Raw genomic sequence first — 21909 nt, forward strand, 5'->3', positions numbered from 1 at the left:
CCCACCCCTCGGGCTAGCTAGCTCTTGACGGTGAGCCAGGCATCCGTCCACTGCTGAAAGTTCGTGCAGATGACGTCAGTGCGACCATCGATGCACTGCTCGATGGGGGTGGTCCAGAACCAGACGTTGCTGAAGTACTCTTCGTCGGTGGCGTTGAAGTACTCGCAGTGGGCTGCGGCTTCGTCGCTCGTGTCGCAGAAGGCAGCGTTGGCGGGAGCCATACCGAAGTTGGTGGCGATAGCGCCGTTCACGTCGGCAGAGCTTGTGTAGTCAACCCAGGCGTAAGCGCAGTTGGGCGATTCCGACTCAGCGGCGATCATCCAGGCATCCGACCATCCGGTTGATCCCTCTTCAGGAAGAACGCTCTTGAACTTGTCGTCGTCGGTGAGCTTGCGCAGGATCTCCCACGAGGTGCCGAGCGCGGTGGTTCCACCGGCGAACGAGGTGATCTGAGCGGCAGGGTCAGCCCAGTACTCGGAGACGATCTCGTTCTGCTGCTTGAGCAGGTCGATCGCAGCGTCGAGCTGGTCCTGGTCGAGGGCGTAAGGGTTCGTGATGCCGAGGTCAGGCTCGTGAGCCATCAGATACACGGCGGCGTCAGCGATGTAGATCGGTGCGTCGTACGCGATGATCTGACCGGCGTAGGGGCTGTCAGCTTCCCACGCCACATCCCAGCTCGTGGGCTCTTCGGTCACGACATCGCTGTTGTACTGCAGGATGTTGGCGCCGCGGCCGATCGGGACACCGTACGACTGGCCGTTGATGGTGTCATAAATCTGACCCTTCATGCCCTCAACGATGTCGTCACCGAAGTTGGGAACCAGGTCGAGGTTGATCGGCTGAACGTCGCCACCCGCGATGAGGCGAAGGCTCGCGTCACCCGAAGCGGAGACGAGGTCGTAGTCGCCCGTGCGCATGAGCTGAACCATTTCGTCGCTGGTGCCAGCAACGCGACGGTTGACCGTGCATCCGGTTTCTTCAGTGAAGGCGTCGGACCATGCGGGCTCAACGAAACCGCTCCACGCGACGATGTTGACTTCGCTTTCCATCTCGCCCAGCTCTTCGAGCATGGGGATGTCGGGCACGTCGATGCTGAGGCCGCCGGTGGCGGTGCTGTCAGTATCAGCCGAACAGCCGCTGAGGGCGAGAGCGGCGACAGCGAGGAACGCTGCGCCGGTCATGATCTTGGATCGCATAATGACTCCTTGTGTGATTGGTGGGGTGTAGTGCGGATGCTGTGTGCTGTGTGCTGTGTGCTGTGTGCTGTGTGCTGTGTGCTGTGTGACTGTGTGCTGTGTGACTGTGGCTGTGCCGGTTGTGCCGGATTTGCCGGTATTGCAGGGGTGATCTGTGGGGCGATGTGCCTGTTGGCCGATCGGTTAGCCGATGCGCGAGGCGTGGTCGGTAGTCCATTCGACGCGCACTCGGTCGCCGCGCGCGAAGGCGGATTCAGCGGAGGGATGGTGGTCGTTGGCGCGTTCGGCGATCACGCGAACACCGGATTCGGTGTCAACGAGAAAGCGCGTGGTGGGGCCGGTGTAGACGGTTTCGGCGACCGTGCCGAGCAGGGAGACGGCTCCGGCGCTCGCCGCGGTGTCGGCGGTGAGCAGGCGCACACGTTCGGGGCGCACGCTCGATTGCACGCCATCCACAGAGAGCTCGGCGGGGATGAGGTTAGAGAGTCCGAGGAACTTCGCGACGAATTCAGTCGCGGGGAATTCGTAGACTTCGCGGGCGGTGCCGACCTGCTCGACGCGGCCATTGTTGAAGACGGCGACGCGGTCGCTCAGGGTGAGGGCTTCTTCTTGGTCGTGGGTGACGAAGATGAAGGTGATGCCGACTTCGCGCTGAATCTGCTTGAGCTCGATCTGCATTTCTTCGCGCAGTTGCTTGTCGAGGGCGCCGAGTGGCTCATCGAGCAACAGCACTTGGGGGCGCAGGATGAGCGCGCGAGCCAGGGCGATGCGCTGGCGTTGACCACCCGAAAGCTGGTGGGGCAGGCGGTCGGCCACGGCCGAGAGGCGAACCTGCTCGAGCGCGGCGCCGACCTGGGTTGCCCGTTCGGCTCGACTGACGCCGGCAACGCGCAGGCCGTAGCCCACGTTTTCGGCGATCGTGAAGTGTGGGAACAGCGCGTAGTCCTGAAACACGGTGTTGACCTGGCGGGCGTGCGGCGGAACGGCGGTTACGTCGGTGCCGGAGAGGTGGATGCTGCCACTCGTGACGTTCTCGAAGCCGGCGATCATCCGCAGCACGGTGGTCTTGCCTGATCCGGAGGGGCCGAGCATCGAGAGAAACTCGCCGGGCTTCACGTCGAGGTCAAGCGCCTCGACGGCGGTGAAGTCGCCGAATGTCTTGGAGACGCCGGCGAGGCTGACGGTGCCGGGCGCGGGAGCGGCATCCGTGGTGGACGGGGCTTGCTGAGCGGACGCGTGCACGGGTGACTCCTTGGAACGACGGTGATCTCTGAGTGAGAGTAAACCTATAGAACCAGAGTTCATATTTCAAGCGTGTGTCCAAATCGTCACAAAAGGGCAACGGCTCAGGTGATCGGTGCGAGAATTGAGCAATGCACTCGACCGACTCGGCAGACGCGCCGCGCAAAAGTGCGGTGGTCGTCGATGACACCGCACGCTCTCGCGATGCCTCGAGGCCTGGCCGCTTGCAGGGTGCGCTCTTTCAATCGATCGGCGATGCCGGTCGCGCCGAGCTCGTGGAACGCCGTCTCGCCAGTGCAATTACGGGCGGCCATCTGCGTGCGGGGGAGCGTCTTCCCTCTGAAAACGACCTCGCTCGAAGCTTCGGCGTCGCGCCAACTACCGTGCGCGAATCGCTGCTGGCTCTGCGTAGCCAGGGTCTCGTGGTGACTCGTCGCGGTCGCAATGGCGGCAGCTTCGTGGCGGACTCAGCCGACCCCGTAGCTCACGCGCGCACCGCCTTGGCGGCAACATCCCGCGTCGCCCTTCGTGATTTGGGCGCCCACTATGCCGCCATTACGGCTGCGTGCGTTCGCTTGGCTGCGCGCCGAGCGGTGCCCTCCGAGGTGCAGCAAGTGCGCTCGCGCCTGGGGCGACTCGACGAGTCAGATCTTGAGCAGTGGCGCAGCACCCTCGACGATGCGCAGATCGAACTCGTCGCGCTCAGCCAATCGGCTCGCCTCACGCGGGAGCAGATGCGATTGCAGGCCGAAATGTCACCCTTGCTTCGCCTGATTGACGTGGACGAAACCTCGCGTCAAGCCCAGCCCGCGCTGCTGGCCAGTGTGGTGGATGCCGTTGAAGCTGGCGACGACCACGAAGCTGTTGCCGCCACCGAACGCATGGTAGATGCCGTGATCAACGCCCTCATCGATCTGCAGTCCCAATCGCGGTGAAGTAGCGGTGCAGGGCATCTGGTGCATAGGATGCCACGAACAGGATCAGTCAGAGTAGGCGGCACCCGATGATTACCAGCCCTAGCGCGGCGCAGCGATGACGACAGCAACGAGCACGAGCACAGCAGCTCGCGCGGCGGCCATCGTCTCGCAGTATTTCAGCGCCCCGATTGCCAGCCTCGAAGCCACCGCAACTCTGCTCGGCACCGAGCTCGCGGCATCCGGAAACCTCGGCCCGCTCTCGTCTCAGCAGCTTGATGCGCTGGTCGAACCACACGCTCTTGCGACGGTGTCGCTGCCCGATGTTCACATCTACGGCGCCGGGTTTATTGCGGCCGTTGGACTGCTGACGGATGAGCGCAATCACCTGTCGTGGTGGCAGGGCGATGACCCCAAACGCCTGCTTTTAGCCGCGCAATCGGTAAACAAAGAGCACATCGATTACAGCGAACTTGAGTGGTTCCGAGTGCCGATGGAGACCGGCCGTGGCCACGTTGCCGGGCCTTATGTTGACTACCTCTGCAGTGACGAATACACGATCACGATCGCTGCTCCCGTGCACATCGATGGCACGTTCGTCGGCGTCGCTGGCCTCGATTTACTCATCGATTCGGTCGAGCGACAGCTCCTTCCAAAGCTCGCCGAACTCGGCGACAAAGTGACCCTCGTGAACAGCGTTGGTCGCGTCGTTATCTCGACTGACCCGCGTCATGCCACCGGGGATGCCGTGCGTGGTGGTGCCCTCGCTGAGCTCGAGCGCACGGCGTGCGAGGGCGTCGCGCTGGAGATCATCGCTGAATAATTCAGGCGTCGGCGAGAAAGCATCGCTCCGTATCTCGAACGTGTAAGGCGAGCCGTCGTATGCTCTTCGTATGGCGACGACGGGTGCACAGGCGAATTCGCCGGAATCCAATGCGGGAGTACCAATGCGTCTTGCGGCGCTGGAAGATTTGTCCGGTGTCGTGGGCACTCTTGTGGAGGCGTTCGACAGGGACCCGGTGTGGGCTTGGGCGTTTCCCGATCCCCAGTTGCGTGCTGCGCAGCACGCAACTGTCTTTCGGATGACGGTCGCCCACGCCATTGCGAATAACGCCGCCTGGCTCACCGCAGGTTGCGGAGCGGTCGTGACGGCGTTTGGCCCCGGCGTCAATGAAATGTCCGATTCAGATGCGGAACGGTTTCCGACCGTTCTTCGTGGTTTTGTCGGAGATCATGCCGAGGCAGTAAACGGTCTCTTCGAACGCTTCGAGCACGCTCGCCCTGTCGATACTCCGCACCTTTACATTTCCATGCTCGGCGTTCAAGATCAGGCACGCGGAAACGGAATCGGGATGGCCCTGCTCGCTCGTGTCTTAGCGCAGGCAGATGCTCAAGGAATTGGAACTTATCTAGAGTCAAGCAACGGTGCCAATGACCGGCGCTATGAGGCAGCGGGATTCAGGATGCACGGCAGTGTTCCTGTAGCGCCGGGGTTGCCGGCGGTTAACACAATGTGGCGGGATCCGGCGCGAGGCAAATAGCGCATCCCCCCGAACGCCGAAACGGCTCCCCGGGTATTGCGGGAAGCCGTTCGAGGGGTACGCGGGTACTTAGGCGGCGGCGGTGGCCAGCTGCTCGGCGCGCACAGTTGCCATACCGCGTGTCCACGCGGTGAGCTGGTCAACCATCGGTTCGAGGGTGCCGGCGTTCTGTTCGGTCGGGGCGAAGACGGTGAAGTTCTCGAAGTCGGTGAACAGCGAGAACATGACCGAGCGCTGCACGTGAGCTACTTGTAGCTCGGAGAGCACCCCGCGCAGGTGCTCGACGGCGCGAACGCCGCCCATGGAGCCGTAGGAGACGAAGCCAGCAGCCTTGTTCTTGAACTCAGCGTTGAGGAACGAGAGTGCGTTCACAAGAACGGGACCAGCGGTGTGGTTGTACTCATGAGCGACGAAGATGAAGCCGTCGAATTCGCTAATCTTGGCTGACCACGCCTTGGTGTGGTCGCTTTGGTAGTTCTGGTACGCGGCGGGGTAGGGCTCGTCGAGCATCGGGAGGTCGAAGTCGGCGATGTTGACGAGTTCGAACTCGGCGTCTTCGCGGGTCGAAACCTGGGCGAGAACCCATTCGGCGACGGACTGGTTAACGCTGCCCGGGCGGCTGGCGCCCGTGATGATCGCAATCTTGGTCATGCTGTATCCCCTTAGGACGAATTTTGTTGACGTGTCACTAAAGATGTTGTCATATCAACAATAAGGTGTCAAACTAAATCTTGCGAGCGATGAAAAGAGGCTGTGATGACGAACGCACAGGAAATGGATGACCGCGAGAACGCCGTGTGGCGTGGTTTCGTGAGCGCAACACAGCAGCTGGCGTCGTCTCTCGACAGGCAGTTGGTTCAGGATGCTCAGCTCTCCGGCCCGGAGCACGTGGTGCTCACGGCGCTTGCCGAGCACGCCCAGCAGTCCGACATTCTCATTCGCGCCCGTGACTTGGGCTTTGCGCTTGGCTGGGACCGCAGCCGTCTCTCACACCTGCTCAAGCGCATGGAGATCCGCGGCCTACTGGAGCGAAAGAGTTGCCCCTCGGATGCTCGTGGCCTGGACCTGCAGATCACCGCCGACGGTCTCGAAGCCGTGCACCAGGCATCATCCGGCTACCTCGAGTTTGTGCGCACGCACTTCTTCGACCTGCTCACCCGCGAGGAGCAGGATGCCCTGGCTTCGGCCAGCGACAAGATCAAGTCCACCCTCGAGCCGCAGTGCGATTCGGCGGCCGCCGCTTCGTAGTCGCGCAAGCAGCAAGCGCCGAGCAGAGGGCGGTCAGTCGCGCGGTTTCTGCTCTGTGCTCACGGCTGAGGTGGGCGCTCCGATCGGGTCGAATGTCTTCTCCAGAACCTCGAACTGCAGGTCGTCACGCTGGGGGATCCCGAACCGCTCTTCGCCGTAGGGAAAAGGCTTCGTGATGCCGGTGCGCACGTACCCGCGGCGTTCATAGAAGGCGATGAGCTCTTCGCGCACATCGATTACAGTCATCTGCATCACGGAGACGCCCCACTCTCGAGTCGCGTACGCTTCGGCTTCCGCGAGCACCAGCTTGCCGACCCCGCTGCCCTGCTGATTGGGGTCGACGGAAAACATCCCGAAGTACCCTGTGCCGTGGTCGTCGGCAACGTGGGCGCAGGCCACGAGCTGGTCGTCACGCTCGGCGAGCAGAATGCTCGACCGCGGTCGAGCAAGGTCGGCTTCCAGTGCTGGGGCGTCCAAGCGTGCACCCTCAATCAGGTCAGCTTCGCTCGTCCAACCGGCCCGGCTCTCTTCGCCGCGATACGCCGCAGTGACGAGCGTCAGCAGCGCCGGGATGTCGTCGTGGGTAGCCGTGCGAAAGTTCAGGGTGCTCATCCCAGCATCCTAAGTGCGAACGTGGTTGCCGAGCTCGCGGCCACGATCGCGGCGAAGAGTCAGTCAGTGCGCGGCCTGTTGGGGTCACTGCACTGACCGCTGCCGAGGCCGTTCACCGGCTCGCCCCCGTTTCCGCACAGTGATCCGCCCGGTGGCGCCTCATCGACCACAGTTGTCGTGATCGCTGTCCACCCGATAATTTCGCCGGCGAACACCGGGACCAACTTGCTGTCGACAAGCTGGACAATGCGCTCGCCAATGAGGAGCCCCGAATCGGGGTCGATGATGATTTCATAAAGAAATCCGTCTTCTTCTTCGCGGCCGAAGGCTACTCCGGTTCGACCGTTGAGCGTAGCTGCCTCATCGGTGATTTCAACCCCAGGAATCCCCGCCAAGGCCCCATAGAGCGCGGCACGGAGCTCCGCCGGAACCACGCCGGTGCGCAGCGTCGTGGAGATGAAGTCGAACGCTTGACCATCGGCGCTCACGCCATGGCCTGCGGTGATCCGATAGATATAGTTGAGCAGTCGCTGGGGGTCGCGTGGCAATTCATCCAGTCTCCAGCCGCGTGGTTTCGAGTTATCGAAACCGCCGAACGGAGCCCGACTGATTTGCTCTTCCTCGAAGCCTGCCCGGGCAGACTCCTGCGCTTCCTCTTCAAAACCCTCACCGAAGACCTTGATTGCTGCACGCGGCTCGGTTACGAAAACCCACTCGTCTGAATGGTCAGCAGGAACATACATTTGCAAGTTTTGGCTCTCCAAATATGCAAAGTTCTCCCAGTCGGCATTCTGGACCTGGCCCATGAATGCCGCCTCGGTGTCGACCTTCAGATACTGGCCCGGACCCACAACCGGATCGGAGTTCTCGATCGCGGCAGCAGCGGCGTTGCCCAAGGCAGAGGCGGCAGCAGCATCCGCTCCACCTTGCCAGCCAGCGAGCCCTAAAACGTCAGTGAAAACCAAGGTCGCGACGAGGGCGCCAGCGGCGAGAGCGCTGGTGCCACTGAACAAAGCGATGCGCTTCTTAGAGTTCGGTCTGGCGATTGCCGGTTGTTGCCCGATGTGTTCGACCAGACCTCGTCGACCGCGGCTCAGAGCCTCGGCAGACGGATCCGCGACGTCCTTACCGAACGATCGGAGCAGTTGAAGTTCGTCCACGATCCACCTCCTGTGCCGGCGCGACGCCAGCAGATTGGCGCAGCACTCGCCGCGCGCGATTGAGACGTGACCGAACAGTCCCGACGGGAATGTTCAAGGCGAGTGCGACGCCCTCATAGTCGAGGTCGCCCCACGCATACAGCAGCAGTGCATCCCGGTCGCGAGCAGGCAGTTTGCGAATTGCTCCCGCCAGAGCCCGAATCGAGAGGTCGGCGTCGAGTCGATCATCGTGATTCTCGACGACCGTCGCCGGAGGCCCCGAGGCCACGACCGCACGCAAGAACCGCGCTTCAGAACCCCGCTGTTTGCGGATCAGCACTGTCGCGATTCCGAGCAACCACGGCAGAGCACTCTCGAAGGCACTATCGAAGCGGTTGCGCCGCTCAAAAGCGACCAAAAAAGTCTCGGCCATGATGTCATCCGCAGTGTCGACGCCCGCTCGCCGTGCCGCATACCGATAGACGGATGTCGCGTGGCGGTCGTACATCTCGGCGAAGACCGCAGGGTTATCCCACGACCTCCGGATGATCTCGTTATCGCTAGTCACACTAGGTATTGCCCGATTGCTTGAATTAAGTTCACGATTGGTGTCTCACGCGAGCGTAGCGCAGCCAGCTTTTTGCGGAACGTGCCCTGCTGATGCCATAGAAGTATCAGTTATGCGCTCTCGCTGATACTTCTATGGCATTAGTGCGACCTCTCGTGACGCACAGCTTGACAAGAAGTGAGTGACGCTTAGTGGCATAGTGCGCTCAGGCACTGTCATTGACGAGAATGACAATTTTGCCGTTGGCGAGATCGGGCAGTGCGTTGTTGTCGTCGCTGTCGGGGGCGGGCGCCGGGATCGATTGTTCCGCCTCCCACAGGAGATGTGCGGAGTACGCCGTGGGATGGAAAACTTCGTCGAATGGGGCGATGAATCCGCCCGACATCTGCTTTCGGGGATTCGTTTCGCGGTCACGAGCTATCTCCCATTTCCGCCACAGTGGCCACAGAAAAGGCAGGACGACAACTGCGATACCGATGATTGCTAGCGCGATCCCCATGCCTTCACGATAGTGCGGTAGTCCGCAGTTTGCGCTGATGGCGAGAAAAAATCTGGGATTGGACTGAAGCTGTCGGGTATGGGCGCGTCGAGTTTTCGCAGTCGCCGCTGGCCACCTACATCCGTCACCGTCGCCGCCGTGCTGAGCGCGGGTTACTCGTTTGATCTGCCGCGATAATGGGTCAATGCCGATCCTCAATAAAGACATGACGCTGTGCATCTCGCTGGCCGCCCGGCCCTCCAACCTCGGCACGCGGTTTCACAACTATCTCTACGACGAGCTCGGCCTGAACTTCATCTACAAGGCGTTCACGACGAGCAACATCGAGGATGCTATCGCGGGAGTCCGCGGCCTGGGCATCCGGGGTTGTTCCGTGTCGATGCCGTTCAAAGAGGCCGTGCTTGAGCTTGTGGATGTTGTCGAGCACTCGGCCGCAGCGATCGAGTCGGTGAACACGATCGTGAACAACGGCGGCGTGCTCACGGCATCCAATACCGACTATGAGGCCGTGGCCGACCTGATCGCACGCCACCAGCTCGACCCGACGTTGTCGGTGCTGGTTCGTGGATCGGGTGGCATGGCCAAAGCGGTCGTCGCCGCCTTCCACGGTGCCGGCTTTGCTGACGTGACCGTGCTCGCGCGCAACGTCGAGGCGGGCGAAGCGATCGCGACGAAGTATGGCTTCCGCGCCGTAAGCGTCGACCCGCAGCCCGGCCACGCGGTGATCGTCAACGTCACCCCGCTCGGGATGGCGGGAGACACCGCCGACGAACTCGCGTTCACTCCCGACCACATCCGCGCCGCGCAGACGGTGTTCGATGTGGTGGCATTCCCGGCCGAGACTCCACTGATTCGGGCTGCTCGGGATGCCGGAAAGCTCGTCATCACGGGCGCCGAAGTCATCGCACTCCAGGCCGCGGCGCAGTTCGTTCGCTACACCGGTGTCACGTTGACGCCCGAGCAGATCGCGCGTGCTTCGGCGTTCTCGCGGGAGTAGCCCAAAGAGCTCCAGATTCTCCCGGGCGAGTGCGATGTATTGCAGCAGACAACGCCCTCCCGGAGTGGTAAATTTCTCATGTTCGGCCATCGTTGTCGAATGCCGCGCGGTTTCAATCGGCGATCAATGAGGAAAGCCATGACAAGTGCAAGGGAAAAACTCAGACGCTTGCTGTCGCCATGGTGGGCCGTGGCGTGGTTTGTTGCGGCCATCGCGTGGCTGACCGGACTCAACATCCTCTATATAGAGGGCGGCGGCACCAACAACTGGTTGGGATTCATCTCGATCGTCCCGATCTGGTCGCTCACGATCTATGTCGTCGTTCGAAACGCGCGGCGCCGGAAGAGCGAGTCTGGATCGCACGAGTAAGTGTCCGCCGGGGGCGGTGGAGATTATCTGGGACGCACTCACGTCGCACGTTGCGTGACGGTTGAGGGCGCGGCAACGGGTTGATCATCCACGCCTGTTCTTAGCCAAAGGCGACGGGGGAAGACCCTCTCGCGGCAGTAACTCCCTCCGCCGGCAGCGCCGTGTAGCGTCAAGTAATGCCAAGCTACGAAGGTTCCGACGGGGCAACGCTCCACTACGAAATTGTGGGCAGCGGCACAGAGTCGATCATTGTCCTCGCCGGGGGAGCTGCACGCCACCCGAGCTATCTTGGCGATCTTGCTGGGCTCGGTGAGAGAAATAGGCTGATCGTTCCCCATCTCAGGGGCGTGGGTCGCTCGCCGATGCCAGTTGCCGAAGAGCGCGGCTCGTATTGGGCTCAAGCCGCCGACATAGAACGGCTGCGTATCCATCTAGGGCTCGAGCGCGTCGTTCTCGTGGCGCATTCAGCCGGGACGCGGTTGGCCATTGCATACGCTGCTCAATTCGCTGAACCCCTCGCCCGGATGGTGCTGATAACTCCTCCGGCGACGTACTTAGTGTGCGAAGCATCCGATACCGACGTGCTTAGCCAAAGACGACGGGGAGACCCGGTTTTCGAGTCAGCTTTTGCCGCACTATCTGTGGGTCCAGCAGTAACGGACGAGGCCGGTTACAACGCGTGGCAGCAGCAAACAGCGCCCGCGGGGTATGCGAATTGGGGTGCGAAGGAACAGGCTCACGCCCTCGTCGGCGGCTGGAGCCTCGCGGCGACTCAGGCGTATTTCACCGCTGCCCCTCCGGATGACCTTGCTTCGCGGCTAGGGCACATCGCGGCGCCCGTGCTCGTAGTCGCCGGCGCGGAGGACTGCCTCACCGGGCTCAATCCTGTGATCGCGCTCGCATCACTCTTTCCTGCGGGGAGCACCGCGGTGATTGAGAAAAGCGGCCATTATCCGTGGGTCGAGCAGCCCGTGGCTTTCAAGCAAGCGGTCGAGGCGTTTCTGGACGCCTAGTCGCCTCAACGTTTGCCCAGGTTCGCCGCCTTGAACAGGATCGGTGCAAAGACAGCAAACACTCCCGCTCCAATCCAGCCGCTAACCGGCGCAATCGCAGGGACAAAGAAGAGGGGAATAGTCCCAACGAGAACGAGCGCGCCCGCAAGTGCCGCGAACGACTTCATCCCGTACAGCGAGATGAAGGTGAGGTAATGGGCGCCGACGATGATCAGCGAGGCTGGGAAGAACAGCTCGGGGGCGTGAGCGCCTAGCGCAATCGCGACAAGAAGCCCCAGCGGGACCGTGAAAGCGGACTGCATCGCGAGCCCAATCGAGGGATGACCTTTCGGGAGCGCGGTCTCGCCTGGCGTGAGTTTGAGGATGATGGCGGAGAGCGGAAAAATCAGCATGCCTCCGAAAAAGAGGGTGACCATCGCAGCTCCCGGTGACACAAGGAAGTAGACAGCGTTCGCGGAGGCCCACAGGATCGCCGAGACGAGTGGACCGCTGTAGCCGCCGCGGTAGATTCGGCGCACATCCGCTTGTGCCTGAGTTATCGTCATGCTCTATTGAAGCAGGTAATCTCGTCGTTCTCCGGGCGAGTAGCTGCTATTTGCCCATATCTCACGCCTAGATGACTCCCGCCAGCTGCAAGGCAGGAAAAATGACGGCGGGGGAGCTCGTCATCAGGTTCACTACAAAGTGCGAGATCGCGATGGGCATGAGCCGTTTCTGTTTCTGAGCGATCAGCGAGGAGCCGATGCCCCACACGGTGAAGGCCACAACGTAGACGATCATGGCGTCGACGGTCGGCGCGAAGAACGCGTGCTGCAATCCGAACGCTACGGAGCAGGCGGCGATCGCGAGCGACCGTGGCCAGATTCCGCTGAGACGAGAGAGCGCGTAGCCGCGATACACGGCCTCCTCGGCGGGGGCATTGAGCGGGGCGAAGGTGATCACGGCGACGACCCCGAGCACGAGTGCCCAGACCGGTGACGTGACGGATGCGGCATCCGAGTTAACAAAGACGGTTTCGAAAGCGGTGAACGTGTTCGCCCCGTGCAGAATCCACATCGTGCCGATGATCGTTGCAACGAAGGGGATGTAGAGCACGGCAATCCAGAGCAGCGCCCACCCGATGTCGGCGACGAGCCCGACTCCGCGCCGAGGCGCGAACAGGCCGCGGAGTGTTTGGCCGTCCACACGCAGCAGGCGGATCACGAGCCACAACGAGATCAGGTTGACCGGCAGCAGCGAGAGTGAGAGCAGCATCGGTGAGGGCGGAAACGCGGCACTCGGATCGAAGCCGCGGGAGAGCATCCAGACCAGCACTGTTGCGAGGCCGACGAGTGCCAGCCTCGCGCCGAGTAGTCCGAGGGCGCGTCTCGCGAAAGATGAGGGAGCGTCGGCATTCATGCGTCGACTTTAGCAATGCGTCAGAAACCATGTGTCCCTAGGTCCCGTATGAGGGCCAGCAGATCTAGCTCTTTTGGTTTCTCGCCATAGGGCGGATGTGCGCAGCGTGATTCGTGAAGAATGTCGGTGGCTTGGGAAAAGATCCCGAGCATGGCAAACAGTGCTCTCGACCTTCCGCACGGATACATCGAACTTTTTACGAGTTTGAAGATACGGGTTCGCGACTCGCAGGTGCGCGCTCAGCGAGTTGTAAACACTCAACTTATAGAGCTCTACTGGCACATTGGGCGTGAAATTCTTGAGCAGCAGGCGCAGGCCGGATGGGGTAGCGGGGTAATCCGTCATCTCGCCGCAGACCTTCGGGCGGAGTTTCCGGAGATGAAGGGATTCTCTGCTTCAAACCTGCAATATATGCGGGCCTTCGCTGACGCGTGGCCCGGCCCAGATCCAATTTCCCAGCAGGCTGCTGGGAAATTGCCATGGGGTCACATCTTGGTGTTGATCGACAAGCTCGACGATGCCGAGACTCGCGCGTGGTACACGACGGCAGCCATCGAAAACGGGTGGTCGCGCGCTGTGATGTTGAACCAAATTATGAATCGCACCCACGAACGCGTCGGTTCAGAAGCCACGAATTTTGCACGGCAGCTGCCAGCCGGAGACTCCGAACTTGCGCAACAAATCGCCAAAGACCCCTAGGTTTTCGACTTCCTTGGCCTGACTGGTGAGGTCGCGGAGCGCGACATGGAACAGGCGTTGATGGATCGAATCGTCGAAACGCTGGGAGAGCTCGGTGCCGGTTTCGCGTTCGTGGGCCGCCAAGTTCACTTCGATGTTGGAGGTGATGACTTCTATCTGGACCTGCTTTTCTTCCACGTCGTCCAACTGCGTTACATCGTCATGGAGCTGAAGGCTGGAAAGTTTCGCCCTGAATACGCTGGCAAGCTCGGCTTCTATGTTGGCTTGGTCGATGACAAACTTCGACAGCCCGCTCACAACCCGACAATCGGAATCTTGGTGTGCAGCAGTCGCAATGAGCACACCGTCCGTTACTCCTTGGGGCAGTCCAACTCCCCGCTAGCTGTTTCGACGTATACCTACGACACCCTTCCGGCAGAGGAGCAGGATGCGCTTACGGACACCCAAAAGTTAGCGGCAGCGCTCAGCCGGAAGGGCCGGATTCCCGGCAACGATTAGGTTTGCCCCGCTCATAGCTCGAAGTCGGCAGCCTGCACAGCGAGAGCTACTCCCGCACCGAAACCGTCACGGTGAACTTGCTGTTGCGGCCGGCTTGGCGGGTGGGGCCGACGGTGCGGTTCAGGTAGTCGCGGTATCCGAGGTGGGTGTTGAAGACGACCCACAGTTCGCCGCCGGGTTTGAGCACGCGGCGGGCGTCAGCCAGCATCCGCAACGCAACGCCCGCATGCACGGTGGCGCCGGTGTGGAAGGGCGGATTGCACACAATCAGATCAGCACTGGCCGTCGGCCGTTCGGTGAGAGCGTCTTCGCGCGCCGCCTCAACGCGGGCTCCGACTCCGTTCGCGTCGGCCGTTTCGCGGGTCGATGCCACGGCGGCGATGGACTGGTCAACGGCAACCACGTGCAGGTCGGGGCGGGCGAGGGCGAGCGACACGGCGAGCACTCCGGTTCCGCTGCCGAGGTCGACGGCGGTGGCGGCGTCCGGCTTCATCTCGGGCAGGAACGTCATGAGAAAACGGGTACCGATGTCGAGGGTGGCCCCGGCGAAAGCGCCACCATGGGCGCTCACCGTGAGCTCGTCGATGGGAAGCTCGGGTTCGCGCAGCACCGAAGTTGTCGGGTAGCGAGCCTCGGTACCATCGCGTCGCGGGCCCAGCGAGGTGAGCGTGCGCGACTTCTGGCGGGCACGACCGGCGTTCACATCATCGAAGGAACGCGCCAGCACCTCATTCATCGCCATCGTCATGTGCTTGATGCGGCCGCCCGAAATCACGACCACGTCGGGCGACGCGAAGCGGGCAATGGCCTGAGCCCACTCATCCAACTCGGCCAGGCTGCGCGGCAACTGCATCAGCACCAAGCGCGCGCCCTCGAGCAGCTCAGCGCCCAAGGTGTGTGACGTGTAGTGCGGGGCAAGATCGCCCGCGTTTTCGGCCAGCGCCAGCTCCGACACCAGCGAATCCTGAAACACGCGGATGCCGCGGCAGTCGTGCAACGAAACAGCACCCAGTGTGAGCGCCCCATAGTTGTCGCCCATCACGACGAGCTCGCCGGGTTGGATGTCGGCCAACTGCGGAGCGGCCTCATCAAGAATGAGCCGATCGCTGGCATCCACCGCGAAAAGGTTAGGGGCTTCCACGTCGGGCCAACGTCGCAGAGTGGCGAACAAGTGCTCAGACATGGGGAACTCTTTCAGTGGCGCGACACCGCCACCAGCAGGTGTGGCGGTGCTCCCAGCGTAGCCGAGCGCGCGAATGCAGCCGGCGGGTGACAACACAGCACCGGGCTGCAGCGCGCCCGAGCGGCCCCCACGCGGAGGCGAGCCCTTTAACCCAGAAAGCGAGCAGCCCCGGCACTAGGTGGGGCCACTCGCTCACGGGAATCTAGTTGTAGCCGCGCGTGATGTGGGGCTCGTCAACGCACAGAGGACATTCCTCGAGATGCGCTGACGGGATGCAGTTGCACATTAGCTGTTGGGTACGAGCGTGTACTTAGTAGAGAGGTACTCGTGGATGCCTTCCGAGCCGCCTTCGCGACCGATGCCGGACTGCTTCACTCCACCGAAGGGGGCGGCTGCGTTGGAGAGCACGCCCACGTTGAGGCCCATCATTCCAGTGTCGAGGGCATCGATCATCCGGTTTCCGCGAGCCAGGCTTTCGGTGAACACATACGAGACGAGACCGTATTCGGTGTCGTTCGCGAGGCGCACGCCTTCGGCTTCGTCGGTGAACTCCACGATCGAGACAACTGGTCCGAAGATTTCTTCGCGCAGGATGTCGCTGTCGGCGGGCACGTGGGAAACGATCGTGGGCTCATAGAAGCTTCCATCGCCTTCGACGCGCTTGCCGCCGGAGACGAGAGTCGCGCCGCGCTTCACGGCATCCTGAACCAACTCGTCGGCCTTGTCCACGGCCTTGTCGTTGATGAGCGGGCCGATGTTGACGCCGTCTTCGGTGCCGCGACCGATCTTCATATCGGCGACGCGAGCGGCAATCTTCTCGGCGAACTCGGCGGCAACCGAGCTGTGCACGATGAAGCGGTTGGCGGCGGTGCAGGCCTGGCCGATGTTGCGGAACTTGGCCGCGATCGCGCCGTCTACGGCCTTGTCGAGGTCAGCGTCATCAAAGACGACGAACGGGGCGTTGCCGCCGAGTTCCATCGAGGTGCGCAGAACGTTTTCGGAAGCCTGCTTGATGAGCGCCTTGCCGACGGGGGTGGAGCCGGTGAACGACAGCTTGCGAAGGCGCGAGTCCGCGATGATCGGCTCGGAGACTTCAGAGGAGCTCGAGGTCGTGACGATGTTGAGCACGCCTGCCGGCAGCCCGGCCTCTTCGAACAGCTTCGCCAAGAACAGAGTGCTGAGCGGAGTGAGCGCGGCGGGCTTCACGACAACCGTGCAACCAGCGGCCAGAGCGGGCGCAATCTTGCGGGTCGCCATCGCGAGCGGGAAGTTCCACGGCGTAATAAGGAAGCACGGGCCAACCGGACGCTGCGACACGATCATGCGACCGGTGCCCTCGGGGGTGTTGCCGAAGCGACCCGAGATGCGCACGGCCTCTTCGCTGAACCAGCGCAAGAACTCGCCGCCGTAAGTGACCTCACCGTTGGCCTCAGCGAGAGGCTTGCCCATCTCGAGCGTCATGAGCAGAGCGATGTCGTCGCGGTGCTCCTGCACGAGGTCGAAGGTGCGACGCAGAATCTCGCCACGCTCGCGAGCGGGAGTCGCAGCCCAGGCGTCCTGCGCAGCAACGGCCGCGTCGAGCGCCCGCATGCCGTCTTCAGCCGAGGCATCCGAAATGGTGCGGATGACCTTGCCCGTAGCGGGGTCGGTCACGTCGAGAGTTTTGCTGCCCGTTGCGGCGACCCACTCACCGCCGATGAAGAGCTGGTTCGGCACGGCTTCGAGAAGCTGGGTTTCGGTGGAGTTCGTCATACGGTGTGCACCTTTCGTGGTGGGAAATCTGCGAGTCAGTCAAACAGCGCTAGCTGAACTTCGGCTTGGCGCCGCATGGGCGGGCACTGAGCGCGCGCTCAGTGCCCGCTGCGGTGAATCAGGCGTTGGCGAGAGCGTCGCGCACGACGTCGAGGCCGTCGGCGATGAGCTCGTCAGAGATCGAGAGCGGCGGGAGGAAGCGGATGACGTTGCCATAGGTTCCGCAGGTCAGCACGACAACGCCGGCGGCGTGCGCTGCAGCCGCGACCTTCGACGTGAGGGCGGCGTCGGGCTCTTTCGTGGTGGGGTCAACGAGTTCCATGGCGATCATGGCGCCACGGCCACGAACATCTCCGATGCGCGGGTCGCCGGCGCGGAGGCCGTTGAGGCGGCCACGGAAGGCGGTTCCGATTTCGCGGGCACGCTCGATGGCGCCCGACTCTTCGAAGGTGCGGATGGTGGCGAGCGCTGCGGCGCAGGCGATGGGGTTTCCACCGTACGTTCCGCCGAGTCCGCCGACGTGAGCGGCATCCATGACATCGGCCCGGCCGGTGACAGCCGAAAGCGGGAGGCCGCCGGCGATGCCCTTGGCCGTGACGATGATGTCGGGAACGAGGTTCTCGTGGTTGGAAGCGAAGAGGTCTCCGGTGCGAGCGAAGCCGGTCTGCACTTCGTCAGCGATGAAGATCACGTTGTTGGCCGTGGCCCACTCGGCGAGTGCCGGGAGGAATCCGGGGGCCGGCTCGATGAAGCCACCTTCGCCCTGGATGGGCTCGATGATGATCGCGGCGAGGTTGCTGGCGCCGACCTGCTTCTCGATCTGCAGGATGGCACGGGCTGCGGCATCCTCGCCACTGATTCCGCCATCGCGGAACGGGTACGACATCGGTGCGCGGTAGATCTCGGGCGCGAAGGGACCGAAGCCGCTCTTGTAGGGCATCGACTTGGCGGTGAGACCCATCGTGAGGTTGGTGCGGCCGTGGTACGCGTGATCGAAAGCGACAACGGCCTGCTTGCCGGTGAAGTAGCGAGCGATCTTGATCGCGTTCTCGACGGCTTCGGAGCCTGAGTTGAAGAGCGCGGTGCGCTTCTCGTGCGTGCCGGGGGTGATCTCGTTGAGCTTCTCAGCGACCTCGATGTAGCCCTCGTAGCCATTGATCATGAAGCACGTGTGGGTGAACTGGGCGACCTGAGCGGTCACGGCTTCGACAACGGCAGGGGCCGAGTTGCCGACACCGGTCACGGCGATGCCGGAACCGAAGTCGATGAGGGTGTTGCCGTCGATGTCGCGAAGCACGCCACCACCGGCAGCTTCGACGAAGACCGGAAGGGTGATGCCGATCGCGGAGGGCACAGCCTGCTTCTTGCGCTCCAGCATTTCCTGCGAGCGGGGGCCGGGAATGGCGGTGACGAGTTCGCGCTTCTGCGGAAGCGAGGGGCCGCCGAGCGGGGCCGTGGGGGTGGAAGAAGTAGACATGGCCACCAGGATCCAATCTGTGGAGATGACCCGCACGCGTCGAGGGCGGGCGGGTCGTGCGAAAACGTTGGGTTCAACCTAGTGCGCGGATGCTCGACGCAACAGTCACAGAGTGGCAGTTCGGGCGGCGATTACTGACAGAATGGCAGCAGGAGGATTGCCATGCCCACACCCCTCAGCGAGATGATTGCGACCGAGCGTCTCGCGCTGCGCCCGCTCACCGATTCGACGACCTTCGAGCGCTCCGTCACGTGGGTGCACAACTCCGACCTCAACGACCCCACGCCATTCGTGTCGGAGGGTCAGTTGCTGCTCACGACCGGTCGCCAATTCGTCGATAACGCCGACTCGACAGCCGAGGCCGACTTCGATTCCTACGTCGCCCGACTCGTGGCTGCCGGGGTCGCCGCAATCGGTTTCGGCACCGAAGTGATCACCCACGGAGTGCCCGCCGGGCTCGTCGCCGCGTGCGCGACCGCCGGCTTGCCGCTCTTCGAAGTGCCGTACCGCATCCCGTTCATCGCCATCAGCCGCCTCGTCGCCGACAACGAAGCCGAACAAACCCGCGCCGGTTTCGACCGCGCGCTCGCTGCCCAAAACGACATCGCTCGCGCCGCCGTCGGCAAGGGCCGCCTCGCCGCTGCTGCCGCCGTCGCCGCTGAACGACTCGGCTGCCGCGTCTGGATCTTCGACGCCGACGGCGAGCTCGTGAGCGAACCCGGCGACAGCCGCAAGCCGACACGATCCGCGGATCCCGCCCCCGGCATCCACGCGTCCGTCACCGATCTGCTGGGTCGGGCTCGTCGCGCGCGCGTCGCCGATGGCGCTGCTGGCGAGTTTCGCGTCGTGCAGACTCTCGGCTCCACCGGGAGGCTGTGTGGCGCTATCGCGTGGGTTCGCGACACCGAATTTGGGGCGCTCGAGCGTTCGGTCATGACAGTGTTGGCGGCGCTCGCCGAGGTGTCGCTCGAGCAGACCGAGAACCTGCGGGTGGGGCATCGGGCGATTCTGGAGCAGTTGTTCCAGCTGCTGAAGGATGGCCGGGTCGATAGCGTGCGGCGTGCGGTGCGGGTGGCGGGCATCGAGTTGCCGGCTGACCGATTCGCGGTGGCGGCGCTCGATCTCAGCGAGACAAGTGCGAGTGTGCGCGATGTGCTCGAGCGGCGGGCGGCGCGCTCCGACAGTCGCATTTTCGCGGTCGCGGATGGGCGCCACTTGCTCGTGCTGATCGATGCCAAGCAGCTCGCTGCCGAACGTCGGTTCTTCGCCGCGAGTGGTCTCACCGTCGGTCTCTCGGCCGAGGTTGGCTGGCCCGAGCTCACGGTCGCGATCACCCAGGCCGTGCGCTCGCTCGAAGCATCACCGCCGGCCACGGTCACCGAGTTCGCGAGTCTCGTCGGCGAGAGTTTCTTCGGCCTGCTGGCGTCGAGCTCGGTCGCCGATATCGCTCACGCCCGGCTCGCGAGCGTCATCGAATCCACCGAGGGTCTCGGGCTGCTGCGGTTCGCGCAAGTGTGGCTGCGGCACAACGGGCAGTGGGATCCCGCGGCGCGCGAGCTGGGCATCCATCGGCACGGTCTGAAGACGCGGATGCAGCGGCTCTCCGAGCTCACCAATCTGAGCCTCGACACCTTCCAGGGGCGGGCCGAATTGTGGGCGATGTTGGCGGCGATTGACCTCGGCGAAACCGGCTCCTAGCCGCGCCACTTTTGCGAGCCGCGACCGCCCCTCACAGTGCCCCACAAAAACTCTGACTTCCAATTTTCAGGATTTCGGATGTAGCCTACGAACAATTCACGGCGACGTCGCCGGACCTTTTCGAGCAGCGAGGAACCTCTCATGAAGACTTTTCAACTGATCAATCCCTACACCGGCGAAGAGGGCACCGCATACCCCGCCGCGAGTGACGAAGTCATCGAGCAGACCGTCGCGGCAGCGCACTCTGAATACAACGGCGGAATGAACCGTGATCAGGTAAAAGAGCGTGCCGCAATCGTCACGCGCATTGCCGATTTGCTCGCCGAGCGCTCCGCCGAATTCGGCGAGATTATCGTGCGAGAAATGGGCAAGCCGCTCGCTCAAGCAGTCGGTGAAGTCGAGTTTTCCGCCGACATTTTCCGCTACTTTGCCGACAACGCCGAAGAGTTTCTCGCCGACGAGCAAATTCCGTCCGGAGCCGGAACCGCGTGGATTCGTAAGAGCCCGATCGGGCCCGTTCTGGGCATCATGCCGTGGAACTTTCCGATCTACCAGATCGCTCGTTTTGCGGGCCCCAGCATCATTCTCGGCAACCCCGTTTTGGTCAAGCCGGCGCAGCAGTGCCCCGAATCCTCGGCGGCGCTTGAAGCCCTCATTCACGAAGCCGGTTTGCCGGTCGGCGGCTACCAAAATGTGCTCGCCGACAACGACCAAATTGCCAAGATGATTGACGACCCGCGCATCCAGGGAGTGTCCCTGACGGGCTCCGAGCGTGCCGGTGCCATCGTCGGTGCTGCCGCCGGTGCCAACCTCAAGAAGAGCGTGCTCGAACTGGGCGGTTCTGACCCATTTATCCTCATGTCGACGGACGACATGGATGCCACGGTCGAAGCTGCTGTCGCCGCCCGCGTCGACAACAACGGTCAGGCCTGCAACGGCGCCAAGCGCTTCGTCATCATCGACTCGCTCTACGAAGAGTTCGCCGAGAAGTTCAGCGCCGCGATGGGAGCGATCACCGTGGGTGACCCCATGGATGAGAGCACCGAACTTGGCCCGATGTGTTCAGTCGCCGCCGCCAAGGGACTCGAAGAGCAGGTAGCCGAAGCGGTCGCCGCTGGTGCCACATTGCGCGTCGGAACCGGCAAGCGCGACGGCACCAAGTTCGCTCCCGCCGTGCTCGAAAACATCAGCCCCGAGAACCCCGCCTACATCACGGAGTTCTTCGGACCGGTTGCTCAGCTGCACCGCGTCAGCAGCGAAGAAGAAGCCATCACGCTCGCTAACGCGACGCCGTTCGGGCTCGGTTCGTACGTCTTCACGACGGATGCCGATCAGGCTGACCGCCTCGCTGACGGTATCGACGCGGGCATGGTCTACATCAACGAGGTCGGGGCGGATGCTCCCGAGCTGCCCTTCGGCGGAGTCAAGAACTCCGGCACCGGTCGCGAACTGGGTGCCCACGGCATCGACGAGTTCATGAACCGCAAGCTGGTTAAGCGCCCGTAACTACTGCGTAAAAAGCCCCGGCCGCGCTGCACTGAGCAGTCGCGACCGGGGCTTTTTGCGTGCGTTCTTGATCAGGGCGTCACGGCTGAGTACGCTCTGCACCCTCGGCAATCGCCCGGGCGCCAGTAACGTGCTGACACTTAATCCGCCCTAATCGATCGGGAAAAGAGCGACGATAAGAACCGCCATGAGGATAAGAGCGAGGGCCCCGACCGCGGCCATCACCCCGACCCACAGAGGAGCTTTCACGTGATCCTTTTCTCGTCGTGCTCGAAGGAAAATGCCCACTATTGCTATTAGGGCAATGAAAAGTACGGCTGCGAAGCCGAGCAGTACCTGAGTTGACATGGCTCCCGCCGT

General features: G+C 62.8%; 23 protein-coding genes and 1 pseudogene. 11 read left to right on the plus strand and 13 right to left on the minus strand.

The window, feature by feature from the left end; translation table 11 throughout:
- Positions 1–17: 17 nt before the first annotated feature.
- Together I6E74_RS02020 and I6E74_RS02025 are read right to left on the minus strand one after the other, a co-directional pair.
- A complete protein-coding gene (locus I6E74_RS02020) occupies positions 18–1196 on the minus strand; it encodes an extracellular solute-binding protein (protein WP_197122550.1) in 1179 nt (392 codons plus the stop codon).
- A 183-nt stretch (positions 1197–1379) separates the two neighbouring features.
- Positions 1380–2438 (minus strand): ABC transporter ATP-binding protein, encoded by a 1059-nt coding sequence (locus I6E74_RS02025; protein WP_197122552.1) that lies wholly within the window; start codon positions 2436–2438, stop codon positions 1380–1382.
- Positions 2439–2569: 131 nt separating this feature from the next.
- On the opposite strand from I6E74_RS02025, the gene I6E74_RS02030 reads away from it, so the two are divergent.
- The 3 genes from I6E74_RS02030 (at position 2570) to I6E74_RS02040 (ending at position 4893) form a co-directional block, all read left to right on the plus strand.
- Complete coding sequence (locus I6E74_RS02030) at positions 2570–3373, plus strand: FadR/GntR family transcriptional regulator (RefSeq protein ID WP_197122554.1); 804 nt, start codon at positions 2570–2572, stop codon at positions 3371–3373.
- Positions 3374–3470: 97 nt separating this feature from the next.
- Complete coding sequence (locus tag I6E74_RS02035) at positions 3471–4175, plus strand: cache domain-containing protein (protein ID WP_197122556.1); 705 nt, start codon at positions 3471–3473, stop codon at positions 4173–4175.
- A 70-nt stretch (positions 4176–4245) separates the two neighbouring features.
- Positions 4246–4893: a GNAT family N-acetyltransferase gene (locus I6E74_RS02040; protein WP_197122558.1), complete on the plus strand. Its 648-nt coding sequence runs from the start codon at positions 4246–4248 to the stop codon at positions 4891–4893.
- Between the two features lie 69 nt (positions 4894–4962).
- Here I6E74_RS02040 and I6E74_RS02045 read toward each other — a convergent pair whose 3' ends face one another.
- The gene (locus tag I6E74_RS02045) at positions 4963–5544 is read right to left on the minus strand and encodes an NADPH-dependent FMN reductase (protein ID WP_197122560.1); all 582 of its coding nucleotides are present in this window, start codon (positions 5542–5544) and stop codon (positions 4963–4965) included.
- 105 nt (positions 5545–5649) lie between these two features.
- Between I6E74_RS02045 and I6E74_RS02050 the strand changes: the two genes are divergently transcribed.
- On the plus strand, positions 5650–6141 hold the full coding sequence (locus I6E74_RS02050; RefSeq protein ID WP_197122562.1) for a MarR family winged helix-turn-helix transcriptional regulator: 492 nt from the start codon (positions 5650–5652) through the stop codon (positions 6139–6141).
- Positions 6142–6174: 33 nt separating this feature from the next.
- On the opposite strand, the gene I6E74_RS02055 is transcribed toward I6E74_RS02050, so the two are convergent.
- The 4 genes from I6E74_RS02055 to I6E74_RS02070 form a co-directional block, all read right to left on the minus strand.
- Positions 6175–6753 (minus strand): GNAT family N-acetyltransferase, encoded by a 579-nt coding sequence (locus I6E74_RS02055; protein WP_197122564.1) that lies wholly within the window; start codon positions 6751–6753, stop codon positions 6175–6177.
- A 59-nt stretch (positions 6754–6812) separates the two neighbouring features.
- On the minus strand, positions 6813–7913 hold the full coding sequence (locus I6E74_RS02060; protein ID WP_197122566.1) for a CU044_5270 family protein: 1101 nt from the start codon (positions 7911–7913) through the stop codon (positions 6813–6815).
- Entirely contained in the window at positions 7879–8460 is a 582-nt protein-coding gene (locus tag I6E74_RS02065; RefSeq protein ID WP_307784197.1) for a sigma-70 family RNA polymerase sigma factor, read from the minus strand. The genes I6E74_RS02060 and I6E74_RS02065 overlap by 35 nt, the downstream gene beginning before the upstream one ends.
- Positions 8461–8665: 205 nt before the next feature.
- A complete protein-coding gene (locus tag I6E74_RS02070) occupies positions 8666–8959 on the minus strand; it encodes a hypothetical protein (RefSeq protein ID WP_197122568.1) in 294 nt (97 codons plus the stop codon).
- A 184-nt stretch (positions 8960–9143) separates the two neighbouring features.
- On the opposite strand from I6E74_RS02070, the gene I6E74_RS02075 reads away from it, so the two are divergent.
- The 3 genes from I6E74_RS02075 (at position 9144) to I6E74_RS02085 (ending at position 11338) form a co-directional block, all read left to right on the plus strand.
- Positions 9144–9956 carry a shikimate 5-dehydrogenase gene (locus I6E74_RS02075; RefSeq protein ID WP_197122570.1) on the plus strand — a complete coding sequence of 271 codons (813 nt, stop codon included), beginning with the start codon at positions 9144–9146 and terminating at the stop codon, positions 9954–9956.
- 138 nt (positions 9957–10094) lie between these two features.
- Complete coding sequence (locus tag I6E74_RS02080) at positions 10095–10325, plus strand: hypothetical protein (protein ID WP_197122572.1); 231 nt, start codon at positions 10095–10097, stop codon at positions 10323–10325.
- 176 nt (positions 10326–10501) lie between these two features.
- On the plus strand, positions 10502–11338 hold the full coding sequence (locus I6E74_RS02085) for an alpha/beta fold hydrolase (protein WP_197122574.1): 837 nt from the start codon (positions 10502–10504) through the stop codon (positions 11336–11338).
- Positions 11339–11343: 5 nt separating this feature from the next.
- Here the strand turns inward: I6E74_RS02085 and I6E74_RS02090 are convergent, their stop codons facing one another.
- On the minus strand, positions 11344–11883 hold the full coding sequence (locus tag I6E74_RS02090; protein ID WP_197122576.1) for a hypothetical protein: 540 nt from the start codon (positions 11881–11883) through the stop codon (positions 11344–11346).
- 67 nt (positions 11884–11950) lie between these two features.
- Positions 11951–12736, minus strand: a complete 786-nt coding sequence (locus I6E74_RS02095) for a CPBP family intramembrane glutamic endopeptidase (RefSeq protein ID WP_197122578.1) — start codon at positions 12734–12736, stop codon at positions 11951–11953.
- A 150-nt stretch (positions 12737–12886) separates the two neighbouring features.
- Here I6E74_RS02095 and I6E74_RS14680 point away from each other — a divergent pair, with 150 nt between their 5' ends.
- Both I6E74_RS14680 and I6E74_RS14685 read left to right on the plus strand, forming a co-directional pair.
- Positions 12887–13435 (plus strand): DUF1016 N-terminal domain-containing protein, encoded by a 549-nt coding sequence (locus tag I6E74_RS14680; RefSeq protein ID WP_307784356.1) that lies wholly within the window; start codon positions 12887–12889, stop codon positions 13433–13435.
- Positions 13436–13447: 12 nt separating this feature from the next.
- Positions 13448–13933: pseudogene (locus I6E74_RS14685) on the plus strand (PDDEXK nuclease domain-containing protein); the annotation flags it as partial.
- Positions 13934–13979: 46 nt separating this feature from the next.
- Here I6E74_RS14685 and I6E74_RS02105 read toward each other — a convergent pair.
- From I6E74_RS02105 to gabT, 3 genes are all read right to left on the minus strand, one after another.
- The gene (locus I6E74_RS02105; RefSeq protein WP_197122581.1) at positions 13980–15116 is read right to left on the minus strand and encodes a class I SAM-dependent methyltransferase; all 1137 of its coding nucleotides are present in this window, start codon (positions 15114–15116) and stop codon (positions 13980–13982) included.
- Positions 15117–15401: 285 nt separating this feature from the next.
- Entirely contained in the window at positions 15402–16868 is a 1467-nt protein-coding gene (locus tag I6E74_RS02110) for an NAD-dependent succinate-semialdehyde dehydrogenase (RefSeq protein WP_197122583.1), read from the minus strand.
- A gap of 118 nt (positions 16869–16986) precedes the next feature.
- Positions 16987–18345, minus strand: coding sequence for a 4-aminobutyrate--2-oxoglutarate transaminase (gene gabT, locus I6E74_RS02115; protein WP_197122585.1), 1359 nt, complete (start codon positions 18343–18345; stop codon positions 16987–16989).
- A gap of 162 nt (positions 18346–18507) precedes the next feature.
- Between gabT and I6E74_RS02120 the strand changes: the two genes are divergently transcribed.
- Together I6E74_RS02120 and I6E74_RS02125 are read left to right on the plus strand one after the other, a co-directional pair.
- On the plus strand, positions 18508–20043 hold the full coding sequence (locus I6E74_RS02120) for a PucR family transcriptional regulator (protein ID WP_197122587.1): 1536 nt from the start codon (positions 18508–18510) through the stop codon (positions 20041–20043).
- 141 nt (positions 20044–20184) lie between these two features.
- Positions 20185–21549 (plus strand): NAD-dependent succinate-semialdehyde dehydrogenase, encoded by a 1365-nt coding sequence (locus tag I6E74_RS02125; protein WP_197122589.1) that lies wholly within the window; start codon positions 20185–20187, stop codon positions 21547–21549.
- A gap of 150 nt (positions 21550–21699) precedes the next feature.
- Here I6E74_RS02125 and I6E74_RS02130 read toward each other — a convergent pair whose 3' ends face one another.
- Entirely contained in the window at positions 21700–21897 is a 198-nt protein-coding gene (locus I6E74_RS02130; RefSeq protein WP_197122591.1) for a hypothetical protein, read from the minus strand.
- Positions 21898–21909: the final 12 nt, after the last annotated feature.

Origin of the sequence: Salinibacterium sp. SWN139 (assembly GCF_015864625.1) — a bacterium.
GTDB lineage: Bacteria > Actinomycetota > Actinomycetes > Actinomycetales > Microbacteriaceae > Rhodoglobus.